The organism is Clostridium folliculivorans (genome assembly GCF_024341905.1).
Lineage (GTDB): Bacteria > Bacillota > Clostridia > Clostridiales > Clostridiaceae > Clostridium_AR > Clostridium_AR folliculivorans.
Map to the genome: position 1 here is coordinate 262,437 of NZ_BQXY01000006.1, position 16,305 is coordinate 278,741.

Annotated in this window: 16 protein-coding genes and 2 riboswitches; of the genes, 9 read left to right on the plus strand and 7 right to left on the minus strand. The window is 30.9% G+C overall.

All coding sequences use genetic code 11. From position 1 onward, the window contains the following. Positions 1-32: 32 nt before the first annotated feature. Entirely contained in the window at positions 33-1,349 is a 1,317-nt protein-coding gene (locus tag OCU55_RS17515) for an FtsW/RodA/SpoVE family cell cycle protein (RefSeq protein ID WP_261853580.1), read from the minus strand. Further along, positions 1,340-1,681, minus strand: coding sequence for a PadR family transcriptional regulator (locus OCU55_RS17520; protein ID WP_261853581.1), 342 nt, complete (start codon positions 1,679-1,681; stop codon positions 1,340-1,342). The genes OCU55_RS17515 and OCU55_RS17520 overlap by 10 nt, the downstream gene beginning before the upstream one ends. Before the next feature lie 310 nt (positions 1,682-1,991). On the opposite strand from OCU55_RS17520, the gene OCU55_RS17525 reads away from it, so the two are divergent. After that, complete coding sequence (locus OCU55_RS17525; protein ID WP_261853582.1) at positions 1,992-2,789, plus strand: class I SAM-dependent methyltransferase; 798 nt, start codon at positions 1,992-1,994, stop codon at positions 2,787-2,789. A 127-nt stretch (positions 2,790-2,916) separates the two neighbouring features. On the opposite strand, the gene OCU55_RS17530 is transcribed toward OCU55_RS17525, so the two are convergent. Next, a complete protein-coding gene (locus OCU55_RS17530; RefSeq protein ID WP_261853583.1) occupies positions 2,917-3,405 on the minus strand; it encodes an MORN repeat-containing protein in 489 nt (162 codons plus the stop codon). A 354-nt stretch (positions 3,406-3,759) separates the two neighbouring features. Here OCU55_RS17530 and OCU55_RS17535 point away from each other — a divergent pair, with 354 nt between their 5' ends. From OCU55_RS17535 to OCU55_RS17560, 6 genes are all read left to right on the plus strand, one after another. Beyond that, positions 3,760-4,170, plus strand: a complete 411-nt coding sequence (locus tag OCU55_RS17535) for a helix-turn-helix transcriptional regulator (RefSeq protein WP_261853584.1) — start codon at positions 3,760-3,762, stop codon at positions 4,168-4,170. A 142-nt stretch (positions 4,171-4,312) separates the two neighbouring features. Continuing rightward, the gene (gene clpP, locus OCU55_RS17540; RefSeq protein WP_261853585.1) at positions 4,313-4,900 is read left to right on the plus strand and encodes an ATP-dependent Clp endopeptidase proteolytic subunit ClpP; all 588 of its coding nucleotides are present in this window, start codon (positions 4,313-4,315) and stop codon (positions 4,898-4,900) included. 346 nt (positions 4,901-5,246) lie between these two features. Beyond that, positions 5,247-6,050: a RelA/SpoT domain-containing protein gene (locus tag OCU55_RS17545; protein ID WP_261853586.1), complete on the plus strand. Its 804-nt coding sequence runs from the start codon at positions 5,247-5,249 to the stop codon at positions 6,048-6,050. Positions 6,051-6,602: 552 nt separating this feature from the next. Then, entirely contained in the window at positions 6,603-9,221 is a 2,619-nt protein-coding gene (locus OCU55_RS17550) for a cation-translocating P-type ATPase (protein WP_261853631.1), read from the plus strand. A gap of 278 nt (positions 9,222-9,499) precedes the next feature. Then, positions 9,500-9,643 (plus strand): hypothetical protein, encoded by a 144-nt coding sequence (locus OCU55_RS17555; protein ID WP_261853587.1) that lies wholly within the window; start codon positions 9,500-9,502, stop codon positions 9,641-9,643. A 12-nt stretch (positions 9,644-9,655) separates the two neighbouring features. Then, complete coding sequence (locus OCU55_RS17560; RefSeq protein WP_261853588.1) at positions 9,656-9,868, plus strand: regulator of G-protein signaling domain-containing protein; 213 nt, start codon at positions 9,656-9,658, stop codon at positions 9,866-9,868. Between the two features lie 309 nt (positions 9,869-10,177). Here the strand turns inward: OCU55_RS17560 and OCU55_RS17565 are convergent, their stop codons facing one another. The 3 genes from OCU55_RS17565 to OCU55_RS17575 are packed head-to-tail and all read right to left on the minus strand — an operon-like array spanning position 10,178 to position 11,185. Continuing rightward, positions 10,178-10,738, minus strand: coding sequence for a manganese catalase family protein (locus OCU55_RS17565; protein ID WP_261853589.1), 561 nt, complete (start codon positions 10,736-10,738; stop codon positions 10,178-10,180). A gap of 19 nt (positions 10,739-10,757) precedes the next feature. Next, positions 10,758-11,012: a spore coat protein CotJB gene (locus OCU55_RS17570; protein ID WP_261853590.1), complete on the minus strand. Its 255-nt coding sequence runs from the start codon at positions 11,010-11,012 to the stop codon at positions 10,758-10,760. Then, positions 11,012-11,185: a spore coat associated protein CotJA gene (locus OCU55_RS17575; protein WP_261853591.1), complete on the minus strand. Its 174-nt coding sequence runs from the start codon at positions 11,183-11,185 to the stop codon at positions 11,012-11,014. The genes OCU55_RS17570 and OCU55_RS17575 overlap by 1 nt, the downstream gene beginning before the upstream one ends. 265 nt (positions 11,186-11,450) lie before the next feature. After that, a riboswitch (SAM riboswitch) is annotated at positions 11,451-11,552 on the plus strand. Between the two features lie 186 nt (positions 11,553-11,738). After that, positions 11,739-11,855, plus strand: a riboswitch (SAM riboswitch). A 292-nt stretch (positions 11,856-12,147) separates the two neighbouring features. Here OCU55_RS17575 and OCU55_RS17580 point away from each other — a divergent pair. Continuing rightward, a complete protein-coding gene (locus tag OCU55_RS17580) occupies positions 12,148-13,440 on the plus strand; it encodes a homocysteine synthase (protein WP_261853592.1) in 1,293 nt (430 codons plus the stop codon). 187 nt (positions 13,441-13,627) lie between these two features. On the opposite strand, the gene aspD is transcribed toward OCU55_RS17580, so the two are convergent. Then, positions 13,628-15,265, minus strand: coding sequence for an aspartate 4-decarboxylase (gene aspD / locus OCU55_RS17585; protein ID WP_261853593.1), 1,638 nt, complete (start codon positions 15,263-15,265; stop codon positions 13,628-13,630). 545 nt (positions 15,266-15,810) lie between these two features. On the opposite strand from aspD, the gene OCU55_RS17590 reads away from it, so the two are divergent. Then, the gene (locus OCU55_RS17590) at positions 15,811-16,188 is read left to right on the plus strand and encodes a hypothetical protein (protein WP_261853594.1); all 378 of its coding nucleotides are present in this window, start codon (positions 15,811-15,813) and stop codon (positions 16,186-16,188) included. Positions 16,189-16,305: the final 117 nt, after the last annotated feature.

Here is a 16,305-nt window from a genome sequence, read left to right on the forward strand (position 1 = left end):
ATTGCTACACTCCCTTATATGCTCTTATTTATTTAATTGTTAATCTGTAAGCTAGCTTTAACCAATGATTTACTCAAATTTTTTCTTCCATATATGCTACAGATAAGTCCTACAAGGAACATATTTATAAAACTAGCGTTTCCGCTATTACTTAGAAAAGGCATGGATATTGATACTATAGGAAATAGATTTAAGTTTGTTAAAATTGATAATAAAAACTCAACTGCAAATATTGAAGATATTCCTTTGAACAAGGTTTTACCATATATGCTTTTTATACTAGTTGAAGTTTTAAAAAGGTTCACTATGAAGAAAATAACCAGTGCGAATAATGTTAAGCCTACTATCCAGCCAAAGGTGTAAATTATATAGATGTATATTAAGTCTTGGTTTATTACCGGAGTGCTTGATATTATTTCTTTTGATACGCCGTTACCAAAGATATTTGAGGCGCGCATTAATTCATAAATTATGTTGTTTATATAACCAGTATCATCTTTAAACTGCTCAAAGTTTATAAATACTAAAAGTCTTCTAAGCCTATAGGGGCTACTGATTAATAAAATAGCAAGCGCTGCTGAAACAATTCCAAGAAGGGAGAAAACATATTTCTTCTCTAGCCCTGTATATATTAGTTGAACAATGGAAAGGACGAAAAATATTATCAAAGTGACGTGATTACCGCCTAATGTTAGTAAGTATCCACAAAAGATTATCAAAGCTAAGATCTTTAGAACACCTAATTTGGAAGAATAGAGTCTTGGAAATAAACCGCTGAATGATATAGAATATAATATCACTGCCGATAGATTTATATCAAAACTAATTCCTAGAATATGAGTTCTACTCATACCATAAATAGAAACACCAAACAATAAAGGGAATATTAATATTATATTTGCTCCAATAAATATATGCCATGAATACTTTTCAAGTTTTCTATAGTCGAAGAAATAAGTAGCTATACCCAATATTCCACCTAAAATTGTGAACAGGATCATTCTAATGTAACTATTATAAGACCTAACCTCAGGAGCATTTTTAAATATTGAAAACTGAATAAACAAGCCAAAGGCAATAAACAATGAGCATATTATCAGAGTCTTATACTCAGGTGTTTTTTTGTATATTTTATTTAAGTCAAAACCTATTTTTTCACTATCGCCCATATGAGAAATTGCAAATTTGCTTGCTTCTTGGAAACTTGAACCTTGAGCTATATATTCTTCACGTATATCCTGAAGATGACAAGTTAGTTCCTCTTTTATTTCTTTATGAACTTCAGTACACTTTATCTGAGAACAAACTTCTTCGGCAAACTTATCAAATAAATTATTATCTATCCCCATATTATGCCCTCCCATAAGCAGCTATCCACAGCATTTTTATAAGTTTCCCACTCTTTTTTCTTATCTTTAAGGTGTTTTTCACCGTCACTAGTTATTCTATAATATTTTCTTTTTCTGCCTTCTGTACTTTCTTCCCAGTAGGACTCTACATAGTTATCACTTTGAAGTGAATGAAGAATAGGGTAGAGAGTACCTTCCTTAAAGGCAAAGATTCCGTTTGATTTTTCCTCAATAGCTTTTATCATCTCATATCCATACATGGATTTATCTTTAAGTAGACTCAAAATAATAATAGTTGTACTTCCTTTTAGAAGTTCTTTGCTTACTTTCATAACAACCTCCAATGCATACCTAGTAAATCTAGGTATCTTATATATACATAGTAATACTAGGTATGATTTCAGTCAAGAAAAATTTGTATAAAACTTACTTAAAATTCATGAAATGAATTTATATAACATAGTTTCAATTATTTGACAATAACCGTTAGATTAGTTAGAATAATGTTTAATAAATTTATAGGCTAAATATCATCTGCAAAGAATTGTTTATTAAATCAGATTAATAATAATGATGCCGATATAATTTAATTTGAAGGTGACGAGGCTAGTATTGGCCTATAAAGAAACAGGGGGAGAGTATATGAATATTAGAGAAGTTTCTAAAATTGAAAATGAAGAAGAGCAAGTTTCAGCCATTTATGATATTTTTAATGAATCCTCAAGGCTATCTACTAGAGCAACTCAAGTTGAGTTCTTAACAACTGTAAGACAAATTGAAAAATATCTTAAGCCAGGTATGAAAATACTAGATTTAGGAGCTGGAACAGGAGAATACAGTTTGTATTTTGCAAAAAAAGGGTTTGAAGTAACAGCGGTTGAATTAGTTGAAAAGCATGTAAAACAAATTCAAGATAAAATTTCTGAGGGGATTTCTCTTGAGGCATTTCAGGGGAATGCAACTAATTTATCGATGATAAAAGATAAATCTTATGATATTGTTTTCTGTTTTGGTCCGCTATATCATTTAAAGAAAAACGAGGACAAGTTAACCTGTATAAGGGAAGTAAAAAGAGTTAGCACAGATAATGCTAAGATGTTTTTTGCTTTTATCTCTAATGATATGGTTATTACAACTGAAGCTATGTGCTATGATCCTAATTTTTTAAAGGGTGTGGAATATAATCATGAAACCTTTAAGGTTGTAGACTTTCCGTTTGTTTTTCACACAGTTGATGATTGTAGAGAATTACTCAAAGATTCCAGCTTAGTAGTTTGTGGAGAGGTTGCTACAGATGGTTTAAGTGAATTGTTAGCAGATAAAATTAATGCAATGGATGACGAAAGTTATAATTCTTGGATTAACTATCATTTTTATTGTTGTGAAAAGCCTGAATTTTTAGGAGCAAGTAACCATCTTCTATTTATAGCAGAAAAATAAATGTGTGAGTTTAATTTATCTTTCATATGAAGGATAAATATAAAGTAGGGTCTATTAAAAATAGAGCTTTAAAAGTCTATTTGCATAACTTTTAAAGCTCTATCAATAATACTAAGTTTTTAAAAGATTATTCTACTAATTTTTTTACTAGTTCATCATTTTCCCAAGTACCTATGATTCTTTCACCGTCTGAATATAACATAATTCCGTCACCTTCACGGTTGTCTTCCTTCCATAAACCTATAAACTGATCCCCATTGTCCCAGATATAAATACCATTACCAGTTTTTGAGCCATCCTTCCATTCACCTACATATCTTTCACCATCTGGCCAACTATATATTCCATAGCCATTCATTTCATCTTCTAACCAATTGCCTTGATATAATTCGCCATTTGTGAATGAAAGAGTGCCTTCTCCATGGAACATATTGTCTTTCCAGTATCCAATATATCTTGTTCCATTGCTGTATGTAAAAATACCAAAGCCATTTTTCTTACCATCTTTTAAAGCTCCTTCGTAATGGCCTCCATGGGTATGTTCTTCTTGACTGTTAGTTGATACAGTAACTTTTAAATTTGAATCATTTAAATTTTTGAAATTAAAATTGCTCATGTTATGTCATCCTTTCTTATGTTTAAGATTTTTATAGACTATAGACCTTTAATCTTATTTTCTATAATATTTTTTGGAATAGTAAGGTTCCAAGATAACTAAGATTAAAGATATAATATATATCATTGAAACTTTATAATTATATATAATAGTATACTAAGTTATTATGCTATTTAATTCAATGTAAATGTAAAAGTAATTTCAACAACATTCTTAAATACAGTATAATATGAGCAATAAATGTCAGGATTTTTTACTTTTAAGACTTTATAATTAAGTTAAAATATAAAAACTTTTATAGTTAATTAAATTACTGATATGTATAAAGCAATGTTAAGTTTTGGAGGTTATGATATGGATTATATTGATAAAATTCAAGAGTCAATTGAATACATTGAGAATAATCTTAGTGAGAGGATTTTTCTAGAGGATATTGCTAAGGCGGTTTACTTATCTAAATATTTTTATCATAGGGTATTTCATAATATAGCTGGTGAACCAGTTATGGAATATGTAAGGAAAAGAAGGCTTACTGAAGCAGCTAAAGATCTTGTGGAAGGTAAAGAGAAGATTGTTGATATAGCTTTAAAATATCAATTTAGTTCTCAAGAGGCTTTCTCAAGAGCTTTTAAGAAGATGTTTGGAGTTTCTCCAAGTAAGATTAGAAAGACACAGCAGAGAGTCTTACTATATAAAAAGTTAGAGATAGCAAAGATTACAAAGGTTCAGGCATCTGCAATAAGTGTGACCTGCAAAGCTGCATAAAGATTGCATAGCATTAGTTCAATTAACTAGTATCTTATCAATTTCTGTAATGAGATTAAGATGTGTAATTATCTAATATTTCAATCAATAATACTGAGAATTGTAGTAACTATAAAAAGTTTTGCATAAAGGAGAGAATAATATGAGTTATGTACCTATGGTTGTAGAACAGACAAGCAAAGGAGAACGATCTTATGATATTTACTCAAGGCTTTTAAAGGACAGGATAATAGTTTTAAGTGATCAGGTAAATGATACTACAGCAAGTTTAATCATAGCTCAAATGCTATTTTTAGAAGCAGAAGATCCAGATAAGGATATTATCTTCTATATAAATAGTCCTGGTGGAGTGATTACTTCTGGTCTAGCTATATATGATACCATGAAATATATAAAATGCGATGTATCAACTATTTGTTTAGGAATGGCAGCTAGTATGGGTTCCTTCTTACTTGCTGGTGGAACTAAAGGGAAAAGATTTGCACTTCCAAACAGTGAAATAATGATACATCAACCATCTATATCTGGAGGGCTAAGCGGACAAGCGACGGATATAAAGATTTATGCGGATAAGATATTAAGAACAAAGAAGAGATTGACTGAAATATATAGTGAAAATACAGGACAGCCTGCTGAGAAGCTTTTAGAAGATATGGAGAGAGATAATTATATGTCTGCGGAAGAAGCAAAGGCTTATGGGCTTATTGATGAAATAATTAAAAGTAGATAAAAGTATTGTAGACTGGTGCTAATCCTTGAGTTTTATTTGGATTGGTGCCAATTTTTTTGCTGCATAGGAAAGTATAAAATTTTTAAGTTAACTAAACCTAGATATTTCGATGGCTTTAGAAGTGCTTATGGCTATATAGTAAAAAATAAAACTTATTTGCCTATCAGATTTTCCTCATATACATTCGGAAAGACAGATGCGAAAAAAAACTAACTGAAGAAGGGCGCTTCAGCGACTTTTTTATAAAGAAATATTGGAGAAACCATTAATTTAAAACTATAACTATAGTATAATAAAATTAGAACAGTATACATATGGAATTAAATATAAACAGTGAGAGGTATTTATGATAAACAAGCTAAATATGGAACAATTTTTTAAAAAATATCCCTTTGCAGAAGCTGATATAAAGAGAAATAACATTGATACTGAAGTTCTTGAAGAGATTTACAGCGATTATATATCAGTGAAAGATACATATGAAAGCCAAGCGGATTTTATAGCAAACATACTTAGAACTCATCCAAAAGTGCATTCAGTTAAATCTAGAGTTAAATATCCTGAGAGACTTATAGAAAAAGTTATTAGAAAGACAGAGGATAGAAAAAATAAGTATAATGATGATTTTCAATTTAGTGTGGATAATTACAAGGAAGAGATAAATGATCTTATAGGGATTAGAGCAATACATATATTCAAGCAGGACTGGGAAGAGATTCACAGGTTTATATTAGACACCTGGAAAGTAATTGAGATTACTGCAAACGTAAGAGATGGTGATGACACTAAAAGATTTGAAGAACTTGATATTCAGATTAAGTCTAGAAAATCAGGGTACAGATCTGTACATTATCTTATAGAATTCTATCCTACTAGTCAAAAAGTTATAGCTGAGATTCAAGTTAGAACTATCTTTGAAGAAGGTTATGGAGAAATAGATCACCAATTAAGATATTCCCATAGAGAAATTCCAGAAATACTAGAATCTAATCTATTACTCTTTAATAGAATTTCAGGAAGTGCTGATGAAATGGCTTCTATGATAAATCTATTAAATAAGAATTTGTGCAGGATGGAAGCAGACTACAAAGACATGATGGCTAAGAAAGATGAAGAAATTAGGGTACTTAAAGAAAGATTGAATATATAAATAATTTATATAATTTCTAATAGCTTGTTCATATAGCATCTACTGTATAACCAATTAATTTCAATAATATGATTAAACATAGACAAGTTTGAAGCTGAATTTATAAAATTAGGGTTGACACAAGAATAGATACTTAGTAATATAATATTAACAAACATGATAAAAAGTAATTTATACCTTATAGAGGGAGTAACTTCTTGATAGATTGAATTCTATTAAGAGCAAGGTCGTCAATTCGGATTTTTCCCGGCTTTGCTAACAACGTTGTTTAGTGAGACTCTATAGCTAGAATAATGCTAGCTATAGAGTCTTTATTTTTTTGTTTTTGACTGATTTGGGGGAATTTACATCATAGTTAATTCACTGGTTCATTATTTCCAAATACTATTTTTATTTGAATGTGATATTTATGCACAGCATGTTTTATAGTTTGTTTTGATTTATAGGAATTTTATAACATTTATACTAATTATTTTGGAGGTTGGTATTTTGATAAACAGTAAAAATATTAAGAATGGTAAGATTAAAGAAAAAAGGGAAAAGGATTATTCGATTGGGACCTTTTATAACAAGTCTATAGATGATTCTATGAAATTTCTAGGTGCTAATAAAAGTGGATTAAAGGATGATGAGGTCACTGAAAGAAGAGAAAAGTATGGATTTAATGAATTAGAAGAAGGTAAGAAATTAAGTACACTAGGTGTATTCTTAAGTCAATTTAAAGATTTTTTAGTAATAATTCTTTTGGCAGCAGCAATAATATCAGCATTCTTAAGTAAGCTTGAAAGTGCTATAGTTATCCTAGTTGTAGTTATAATAAACTCTATACTTGGTACTGTTCAGCACATTAAAGCTGAAAGATCGCTAAGTAGTTTAAAGGCATTATCAGCGCCAGTGGCAAAGGTTTTGAGAAATAATACTAGAATTGAAATACCTTCTAGAGAAATAGTTGTAGGAGATATTATTTATCTTGATGCAGGTGATCATATAAGTGCAGATGGTAGGATAATAGAAAACTATAGTTTACAGGTAAATGAAAGTTCTCTTACAGGAGAATCAGAAAGTGTTTTAAAGCATATAGAGGTAATAAATTCTACTGATGTAGCTATAGGTGATAGAAAAAATATGGTTTTTTCAGGCAGTTTTGTAACTTATGGTAGAGCATTAGTGCTTGTAACTGATATAGGAATGAATACTGAAATAGGTAGAATAGCAAACCTACTCCAAAGTGCTAAGGAAAAAAAGACACCACTTCAAATAAACTTAGATAGCTTTGGTAAGAAACTAGCTATAGTAATACTTGCTATTTCAGCTGTTATTTTGGCTCTAAATGTAATAAGAGGAAACAGAATTATAGATTCCTTTATGTTTGCAGTTTCATTGGCGGTAGCTGCTATACCGGAGGCTTTAAGTTCTATTGTTACCATAGTTTTAGCACTGGGAACTCAAAAGATGGCTAAAGAAAATGCAATTATGAGAAAGCTTCATGCAGTAGAAAGTCTTGGAAGTATATCAGTAATATGCTCTGATAAAACTGGAACTTTAACTCAAAACAAAATGACAGTACAGCATATTTATGTAGATGAGAGGGTAATAGAAAAAGATCAGCTTAATAAAGAAGATGAATTACAAAAAAAGTTGGTTTTAAGTTCTTTACTTTGTAATGATGCAGTAACTATTGAAAATAAGGAAATTGGTGATCCTACAGAGGTTGCTTTAGTTAATTTTGGTGAGGTATATGGGTTTGATGAGTTAGAAATAAGAGACAATAATAAGAGAATTGCTGAAGTCCCGTTTGACTCAGATAGAAAGCTTATGAGTACTTTAAATGAAATTAATGATATGGAGAGTATGGTTACAAAAGGCGCACTTGATGTACTTTTATCCAGAGCTACTATGATAGAAACCTCAAGAGGAAAAGAACCATTGACAGATGCTCATAAAAAAGAAATAGAAAAGATTAATAAGGATTTTTCTTCAAGAGGTTTGAGAGTTCTTTCCTTTGGATACAAAGAGATTACTGACAAAAATGATATAGGATTAGAAGACGAAAAAGATTTAATATTCTTAGGCCTTATATCCATGATGGATCCACCAAGAGAAGAATCGATGAAAGCAGTTGCTGATTGCATTAGTGCAGGTATTAAGCCTGTTATGATAACAGGGGATCACAAGATAACAGCTTCAGTAATCGCAAAGCAAATTGGTATTTTAAAAGATGAATCTGAAGCTATGGAAGGCTATGAATTAGAAAAGCTTTCAGATGCGGAACTTAGAGAAAAGGTTGAGGGTATATCAGTATATGCTAGAGTATCTCCAGAACACAAAATTAGAATAGTAAGAGCTTGGCAAGAAAAAGGAAACATTGTTGCTATGACAGGTGATGGTGTAAATGATGGCCCAGCTTTAAAACAAGCAGATGTAGGTATAGCAATGGGGATAACAGGTACTGAGGTTGCAAAGGATGCTGCATCCATGGTACTAGCTGATGACAATTTTTCAACCATAGTAAAATCTATATCTAATGGAAGAAGTATATACGAAAATATAAAAAATTCAATAAAGTTCCTATTGTCAGGAAATATAGCGGGAATCTTATCAGTACTTTATGCAACTTTATTTGCACTACCAATACCATTTGCTCCAGTGCATTTATTATTCATTAACTTACTTACAGATAGTTTACCTGCTATAGCAATAGGTCTTGAACCTCATAATAAAAATATAATGAAACAAAAACCTAGAAATATTAATATTCCTATATTAAGTAAGGAATTTGGATTAGAAGTTCTTATAGAAGGTTTGATAATAGCAGTAGTAACAATGGTTTCATTCCACATAGGACTTACAACTGGAGATCGTTCAGTAGCTACAGTTATGGCTTTCGCAACACTATGTCTTTCAAGATTATTCCATGGTTTTAATTGTAGAGCAAAGCAATCAATATTTAAGGTTGGAGTATTTGCAAATCCCTTTGTATGGTATGCAGTTATATTAGGTGTAGTGTTACTTACTTTCGTTCTTACTTTCAAGCCTATAATGGGAGTATTCGAAGTAGTTACTCTTAATATTTCTCAATATGTTTGGATTTATGGTTTAGCATTAGTGCCATTTGTATTGATTCAATCGTATAAGCTTTTATTTGTAAAATTAGGTGATACAGCTAGATAAATATTGTAATAAATTAAGGTGCTTCTCATAAAATTCTTTGTTTATTTTATAGAGAAACACCCTAATTTTGTAGGCAATTAATAATAAAAATATAAAAATTAATTTGGCTTATTGATGATTTTTATTCAGTATAAACAAGCTTCAAATGGTAAACCTATAAGAGAAGAGAATTTAAAAATAGAGATGGATTTAAGAATTGTGTTGGAATTAAGGTGTCAGTACTAAACATAATGACTTCAAGTAGGAAAATTTAATCTCGAAATGGAGGGAAGCTAATAATGGCAACTAAGATTAGTAATACTAGAAAGAAGATGGCTTCATTAGGATTAAAAAAGAATGAGTATGGCGATTACGTAAATATAGACCCAAATGATACATTGTCAGAATTTGTACCAGTAAGAGGAAAGAAAAAAGAAAAGTAGGAGATGATGCAAATGGATGATAATGCAATAAAAGAAGTAGCAGATATATTGAGTACAAACTCATATAAAGTTGATGCATTAGTAGATGTATTAGTAAAAAAGAATCTAATAACTAAGGATGATATAAACGAATCATTAATGGCAGTGATGGATGATTCGGAGAAAGAGCCTTCAACAGATGAATATGTAATAGAAAAATTAAAGGAAAAGATTATTGTGAGATAAAAATAATTAGGAACAAATATCAAGTAATATTAATAAAATAAATATAGGAAACAAGTTGCAGCAGTTACCTGAAAATGGAACTGACAGGCATACATTGTTTTTTATAATAGATAGGGCTTTGCATACTTAATGTTTACAAAGCCCTAATTTATTACTGACTTAAAATTGATTATTTTATATTTTAATTGGCTTTATTTTGGAAAAGGCTATTAGCAAATAAATCATGCTAATAGCCTTTTCAATTTTTATTTTTTTAAATAAAAACTGTAAAAATACATTTATTTAATGCTTGGCATATTTAAATATGCACTATTTTTTACAATGATCCTGAACTTGTACTAATGCTTCACCAAACCTTTGGAAGTGTACAACTTCTCTTTCTCTTAAGAAATATAAAACGTCAAGTACATCTTTATCATCAATTAATTGAATTAATCTTTCATATGCAGCTCTTGCTTTTTGTTCAGCAGCCATATCTTCATGTAAGTCAGCTATTGGATCGGAAGTTGATTGTATATATGCGCCAGTCCAAGGAACTCCATTTGGATCAGCAGGATAAACGGCTGTACCATGAACAACATAATAGGAATCAAATCCTTCAGCATTTATTTGATCAGGAGTAGCTTTTCTAGTAAGCTGATAGATCATTGAAGAAATTATTTCTAGGTGAGCTAATTCTTCAGTTCCAATATCAGTTAATAATCCTTTTGTTTTTCCTGTAGGCATTGTGTATCTTTGGCTTAAGTATCTTATAGAAGCACCAAGTTCCCCGTCAGGACCACCTAATTGAGTCATAATAATCTTTGCTGTCTTTAAATCAGGGGTTTTAATATCTACTGGATATTCTAATCTTTTTTCATAATACCACATTCATTATTCCTCCATTAATTTAATTTGCTTCTCTTTCCCATGGCCATGGTTCTGAAACCCATTGATCCCAGCATTCAGCTTGCTCAAGACCAAAGTTAGTTAAAGGACCAAATTTGGAACAATATTCTTTTCTTAGTGCTTTAAGTTTTCCAGAAAGGTAATTTAATCTTTCTAAAGCATCTTTGCAATCAGGATGAGTATCTAGGTAAAGATTAAGGTCTACTAAGTAGAAACCAACTTGTTGAATCATATAAAGTAATTTCTTTTGTTCCATTAGCACTCCCTCCCATGTTTCTTTTTTTCATAAGGTCTATATAAATCATTGAATATAGTGCCACGTCCAAAAGCAGTCTTTATATCATATAGATCTTTAAATGGTTGAGGTAATACATAAGCTTCTGCATAGTCTAGCTTAAGCTCATCTTTCATCTTAAATACGTCACTCATAAGATATCCTCCAGTAATTTAATTTTTAAATTAGGCTCTGTATTATATAAGTATGTATCTTTAGAGCGTAATGACACAGCTTTTTAATTCTATTTAACTTCAGAAAAGCATATAATTATAATTACTAGTTCGTATAGTATAGTTTGTAGGAGGGACAATTTGCGAAAATTTTCTCTTTAAGCCTTAAATAAAAAATATAAAATTATAGTTGACAACCTATTTTTTAGTAATTATAATAATAACAAGCAATTTAAATTAAATAAAGACCTTATCGAGAGTGGTGGAGGGATAGGCCCTATGAAGCCCAGCAACCAGTATTTCATTATACATGGTGCTAAGTCCAACAGCGATAGCTGAGAGATAAGTATGTGTGTTTATCATACCTCTTTCTCAGTAAAGAGGTTTTTTTATTCTTTAGGAAATTATATCTCAATTATATCTGTGGATAATTATGCGAACAGACTTAAGACATAGTATAAATTAAAGAATAAAAAAGAAGATAGCTTTAGTGAAATTTTTATTTTCCATAATATAAAAATTGAATAGTTCATATTTCTTATCAAGAGAGGTTGAGGGACTGGCCCTACGAAACCTCGGCAACCTTCAGATTCATTTATCTGAAAAGGTGCCAAATCCTGCTTTAGGATCATTACCTAAGGAAAGATGAGAGATGGTAGAGTTTTGCGGTTAATTATACCTTCTTTCGTCATACATTTTTGAGAAAGGAGGTATTTTTGTTTTTTATTCTTTAGAAAGTTAAAGAGTCACTGTTAAGAAGAGTCTTTAATTTAAATCGTAATAATTTGTAGTAAATTTAGTGAAACAAATTAAGAGGTAAGTTAATGAAATTATACGAAATTTCATAGAAAGATTGTGGGGTAACGTATAAAGATGATCATAGAAGTGAGATTTAGTATTTGTGATTATATAAAATAAATTATTTAGAATGAGGAGAGATTAAGATGAGTGAAGAAAGAAGTTTAAAATTTGATACATTACAGGTACATGCAGGGCAAGAAGCAGATCCAACAACGGGATCAAGAGCGGTTCCAATATATCAGACAACATCATATGTATTTAACAGTGTTGAACATGGTGCTAATTTATTTGGATTAAAAGAATCAGGAAATATCTATACTAGGATAATGAATCCAACTACAGATGTTTTTGAAAAGAGAATAGCAGCACTTGAAGGAGGAATAGCAGCACTTGCAGTTGCATCAGGTTCTGCAGCAATAACATATGCTATCATAAACATTGCTGAGGCAGGTGATGAAATAGTAGCGGCTAGTACATTATACGGAGGAACATATAACTTATTTGGATCTACACTTCCTAGATATGGTATAAAAACAGTGTTTGTAAATCCAGATGATCCAGAGAATTTTAGAAATGCGATTACAGATAAAACGAAAGCACTTTATATTGAAAGTATAGGTAACCCAGGAATAAACCTTGTGGATATAGAAGCTGTTGCAGCTGTTGCTCATGAAAATGGAATTCCACTAATTGTTGATAATACATTTGGTACACCATATCTAATAAGACCAATCGAGTTTGGAGCTGATATAGTAGTACATTCTGCTACTAAGTTTATAGGTGGACATGGAACTTCAATCGGAGGAGTAATAATAGATGCTGGAAAGTTTGATTGGGCAGCAAGTGGCAAATTTAAAGGTCTTACAGAGCCAGATGAAAGTTATCATGGTATAAGATTTGCACAAGATGTAGGAGCTGCTGCTTACATTACTAAAGCTAGAGTTCAATTATTAAGAGATACTGGAGCTGCAATAAGCCCATTTAACTCTTTCTTGTTCATTCAAGGACTTGAAACATTATCTTTAAGAGTTGAAAGACATGTTTCCAATACTAAGAAGATAGTAGAATTCCTAAGCAAACATCCTCTAGTTTCTTGGGTTAGTTATCCAGGATTAGAAGGAAATAAATATAATGAGCTTGCTAAAAAGTACTTCCCTAAGGGAGCGGGTTCGATATTTACTTTTGGTATAAAAGGTGGAACTGAAGAAGGAAAGACCTTTATTGAAAGTCTTGAAATCTTCTCACATCTTGCAAATGTTGCGGATGCTAAATCACTTGTAATACATCCAGCCAGTACAACACATGCACAATTAAATGAGGAGCAGCAACTTTCTGCAGGAGTAACTCCAGACCTAATAAGATTATCTATAGGTATTGAAGATGCAGATGACTTAATATATGATTTAGACCAAGCATTAAATAAGATAGTTAAATAATTTTGCCTCCTAAGATATTAATCTTATATAAATGTATTACTTCTTGAAGAATTTTTGAAAAATTCGTTCCTTAGATATAAGGGGAGTCAAATATATTTGAGGACTAGAAGTGGTATGGAATTAACCTATTGATGATAAGAAACTACACCTTAGACATCAATAGGTTAATTTATTTTAAAGATGGATTCTATACGTGTGAAAATGAAAGTTGCCATGAATGTACGTATTCATCTAAAACCTTATGAAGTACTTCACCTATCCGTGAATAAGACTCATCACTTAGATTGGCAAGTGAGATTCTGATAGACCATTCAGGACCATGAAATCCACTTCCACTTAAAAGTACTATAGAAGATTCTTCAGCTAAACGGAACAAAATATCTATTGGCTTATGATTCTTTTGAAGGTATTCAGCAAATTCATCTCCATAATAGTGGCAAGCCCACTCTAATAAATCAAATTCTGTGTAATAAGCAGCATCATAAGGATCTTTTCTAAGATCAAGGCCTAATCCATCAAAAAGTAGTTTTTGGCGTCTATGGCATATATCAATTGTTTGTTGCTTATATACATTTTTATCATCTAACAAGGAGAATGCACAGAAGAAAGCCATTTGCACCTGTTGAGGTGTAGAAAGCCCAGCTGTATGATTAAGTGCAACCTGCCTACTGTCAGCCACTATTCTATCTATGAAAAGAACATTATCAGGGTCAGAAGATAAATCGCCGTATCTTTGTCTAAGTTCTTCTTTGATAAATTCCGGCTGCATTCTTAATAGCTTATCAAATACATTTTTTTCGTGTAAAGCTATGGTTCCTAGTCTCCAGCCAGTTACCCCAAAGTACTTTGAGAATGAATAAACACCAATTGTGTTATAAGGCAAGTCAGCCATCAATGAGCGGAATTTAGGAACAAAGGTACTATATACATCATCAGATATTATCATAAGGTTTGGATTATAATTATTTACTATATCCATTATGATTTTAACCGATTCATTCTTCATTGCTACCGAAGGTGGGTTACTAGGGTTAACTACAAACAAGGCTTTTATGGATTTATCTTTTAGTTTTTCTAATTCATCCTTAGGATACTGCCATGTATGAGTGCCGTCTTCAGTAAGTTCTGTGGCTCTTATTTTAATAACCTCAAAATTATATCTAGGCAAAAGAGGAATCTCTAAATATGGAGTAAAGATTGGTGTCATTAAGGCAATCTTATCACCCCGTGCCAACAGTTCATTTGCTATAAGAGAATCAAATATATAACACATAGCAGCTGTTGCGCCCTCTACAGCAAAGATATTAAATATACCTTCTGGTGGCTTATTATAACACATCTCTTGAACTAAATAGGAGTTAACAATCTGCTCAATATGAACTAACATTCTATCTGGTGAAGGATAGTTATCACCAATTATTCCATCAGCGAGTTCTTGAACCCAAGTATCTGGATCAAACCCTTTTTCAACTATACCATAATCTATAATTCGTTTTAATAAATCTATTCCTGGTGAAGTTGCATTTGATTTTACATAATCATAAAAGCGATTTGCAATACCTTGACGCCTAGGCATTCCAGCTAGATCACCTTCGCACCAAGTGTTTCTTGTTTCTTGAACTGCAAATAATCCGAAAGTGAAAAAGGCTTCTCTAGGAGTAGCAGCAGTCCAGTTTGGATTACCTCTTCCGGCATCTAATAGTGCATGAGCACTTTTTTCCTTTTGTCCACTTGCTAAGCTGATAAGTCTGTTTTTAAATTCAAAAGGACTGATTTTTCCATAAATTCTTTCTAATTCCTCTCTTTGTACATTAAAATTATCCATGTATAACACCTCTGATTTTTCTGCGATTTTTAATATTGATGCACCTTTTTAAAGTTTAGTATCAAAAATTTTTGTGAAATTTATTAAGGATCTTATGAAAAAGATACTTAAATTTCAATATATTACTTTGATAGAATTATAAGTATAAAAATATCTATGTTTTATAATTTCCGATAAATATGAATATTATTTATCAATGGGAGTGAAAGATTTTTAATATGTTTATTACAGTATTTGTATAGCTTCGTATGCATATATTTTATTGTCTAGGGGATTATAAAAAGTTTAAGACATTTGGATCAAACAATTTATTTAAATTGTATATTTTTTATATTTATAGATGTATAAGTTTCAAACAAAATTTAGATTAATAATTGAAGTTGGAACTATAGATGTACCACTTCGAACCGGAATCTATTTTTAAAACTCTCACGGGTTCTGGTGAGAGAATTTTAAAATAATAAGTTTTATTACGAAGTGGTACATTCATATATAAAAAGTCAATAATAAAAATAATAATATAAATTTAAGGTGGTGCTTTTAGAATGAAACAACATTTATCAGGAAAACAGTTAAAAGAAATTAGTTATGACAATAGAATAAAACTTCTTTCTCTAGTAACAGGACTTACAAGAGAATACTTAGGTGATGAATATAAAAGAGATACTAAACACGAAGATGAATTGCTTCTAAAGTACGGATATGATGTGAAAGTAGGAGAGCTTATTGAAATTATACAAGACTACACTGGGCAATTTCCCACTCCTAACCTAAATAATCAGCAGTATGAAGTTGTTGTAAGCTTGAAAAATAACAAAGGAGAAGTAATTGAGGCTAAATCTGAATTGCAAGAAAGTTACTGTGATGCGCTGTATGATATAGTAAAGTTTTTATTAAATAACGACTATATTGATTTACCATAGTCTAATGGCTCGCTCATATAGCATTTTCTGTATAGCCAATTGATTTTAACAACTTCTTTAAACAAAATCTATAAATAAAGGGTTCCAACTTAAACTATTAATTTATACTTTCTAGAA

Coding starts and splice junctions, on each gene's coding strand:
- OCU55_RS17515 (WP_261853580.1), bottom strand. CDS start 1,349: ATGGGGATAGATAATAATTTATTTGATAAGTTTGCCGAAGAAGTTTGT.
- OCU55_RS17520 (WP_261853581.1), bottom strand. CDS start 1,681: ATGAAAGTAAGCAAAGAACTTCTAAAAGGAAGTACAACTATTATTATT.
- OCU55_RS17525 (WP_261853582.1), top strand. CDS start 1,992: ATGAATATTAGAGAAGTTTCTAAAATTGAAAATGAAGAAGAGCAAGTT.
- OCU55_RS17530 (WP_261853583.1), bottom strand. CDS start 3,405: ATGAGCAATTTTAATTTCAAAAATTTAAATGATTCAAATTTAAAAGTT.
- OCU55_RS17535 (WP_261853584.1), top strand. CDS start 3,760: ATGGATTATATTGATAAAATTCAAGAGTCAATTGAATACATTGAGAAT.
- clpP (WP_261853585.1), top strand. CDS start 4,313: ATGAGTTATGTACCTATGGTTGTAGAACAGACAAGCAAAGGAGAACGA.
- OCU55_RS17545 (WP_261853586.1), top strand. CDS start 5,247: ATGATAAACAAGCTAAATATGGAACAATTTTTTAAAAAATATCCCTTT.
- OCU55_RS17555 (WP_261853587.1), top strand. CDS start 9,500: ATGGCAACTAAGATTAGTAATACTAGAAAGAAGATGGCTTCATTAGGA.
- OCU55_RS17560 (WP_261853588.1), top strand. CDS start 9,656: ATGGATGATAATGCAATAAAAGAAGTAGCAGATATATTGAGTACAAAC.
- OCU55_RS17565 (WP_261853589.1), bottom strand. CDS start 10,738: ATGTGGTATTATGAAAAAAGATTAGAATATCCAGTAGATATTAAAACC.
- OCU55_RS17570 (WP_261853590.1), bottom strand. CDS start 11,012: ATGGAACAAAAGAAATTACTTTATATGATTCAACAAGTTGGTTTCTAC.
- OCU55_RS17575 (WP_261853591.1), bottom strand. CDS start 11,185: ATGAGTGACGTATTTAAGATGAAAGATGAGCTTAAGCTAGACTATGCA.
- OCU55_RS17580 (WP_261853592.1), top strand. CDS start 12,148: ATGAGTGAAGAAAGAAGTTTAAAATTTGATACATTACAGGTACATGCA.
- aspD (WP_261853593.1), bottom strand. CDS start 15,265: ATGGATAATTTTAATGTACAAAGAGAGGAATTAGAAAGAATTTATGGA.
- OCU55_RS17590 (WP_261853594.1), top strand. CDS start 15,811: ATGAAACAACATTTATCAGGAAAACAGTTAAAAGAAATTAGTTATGAC.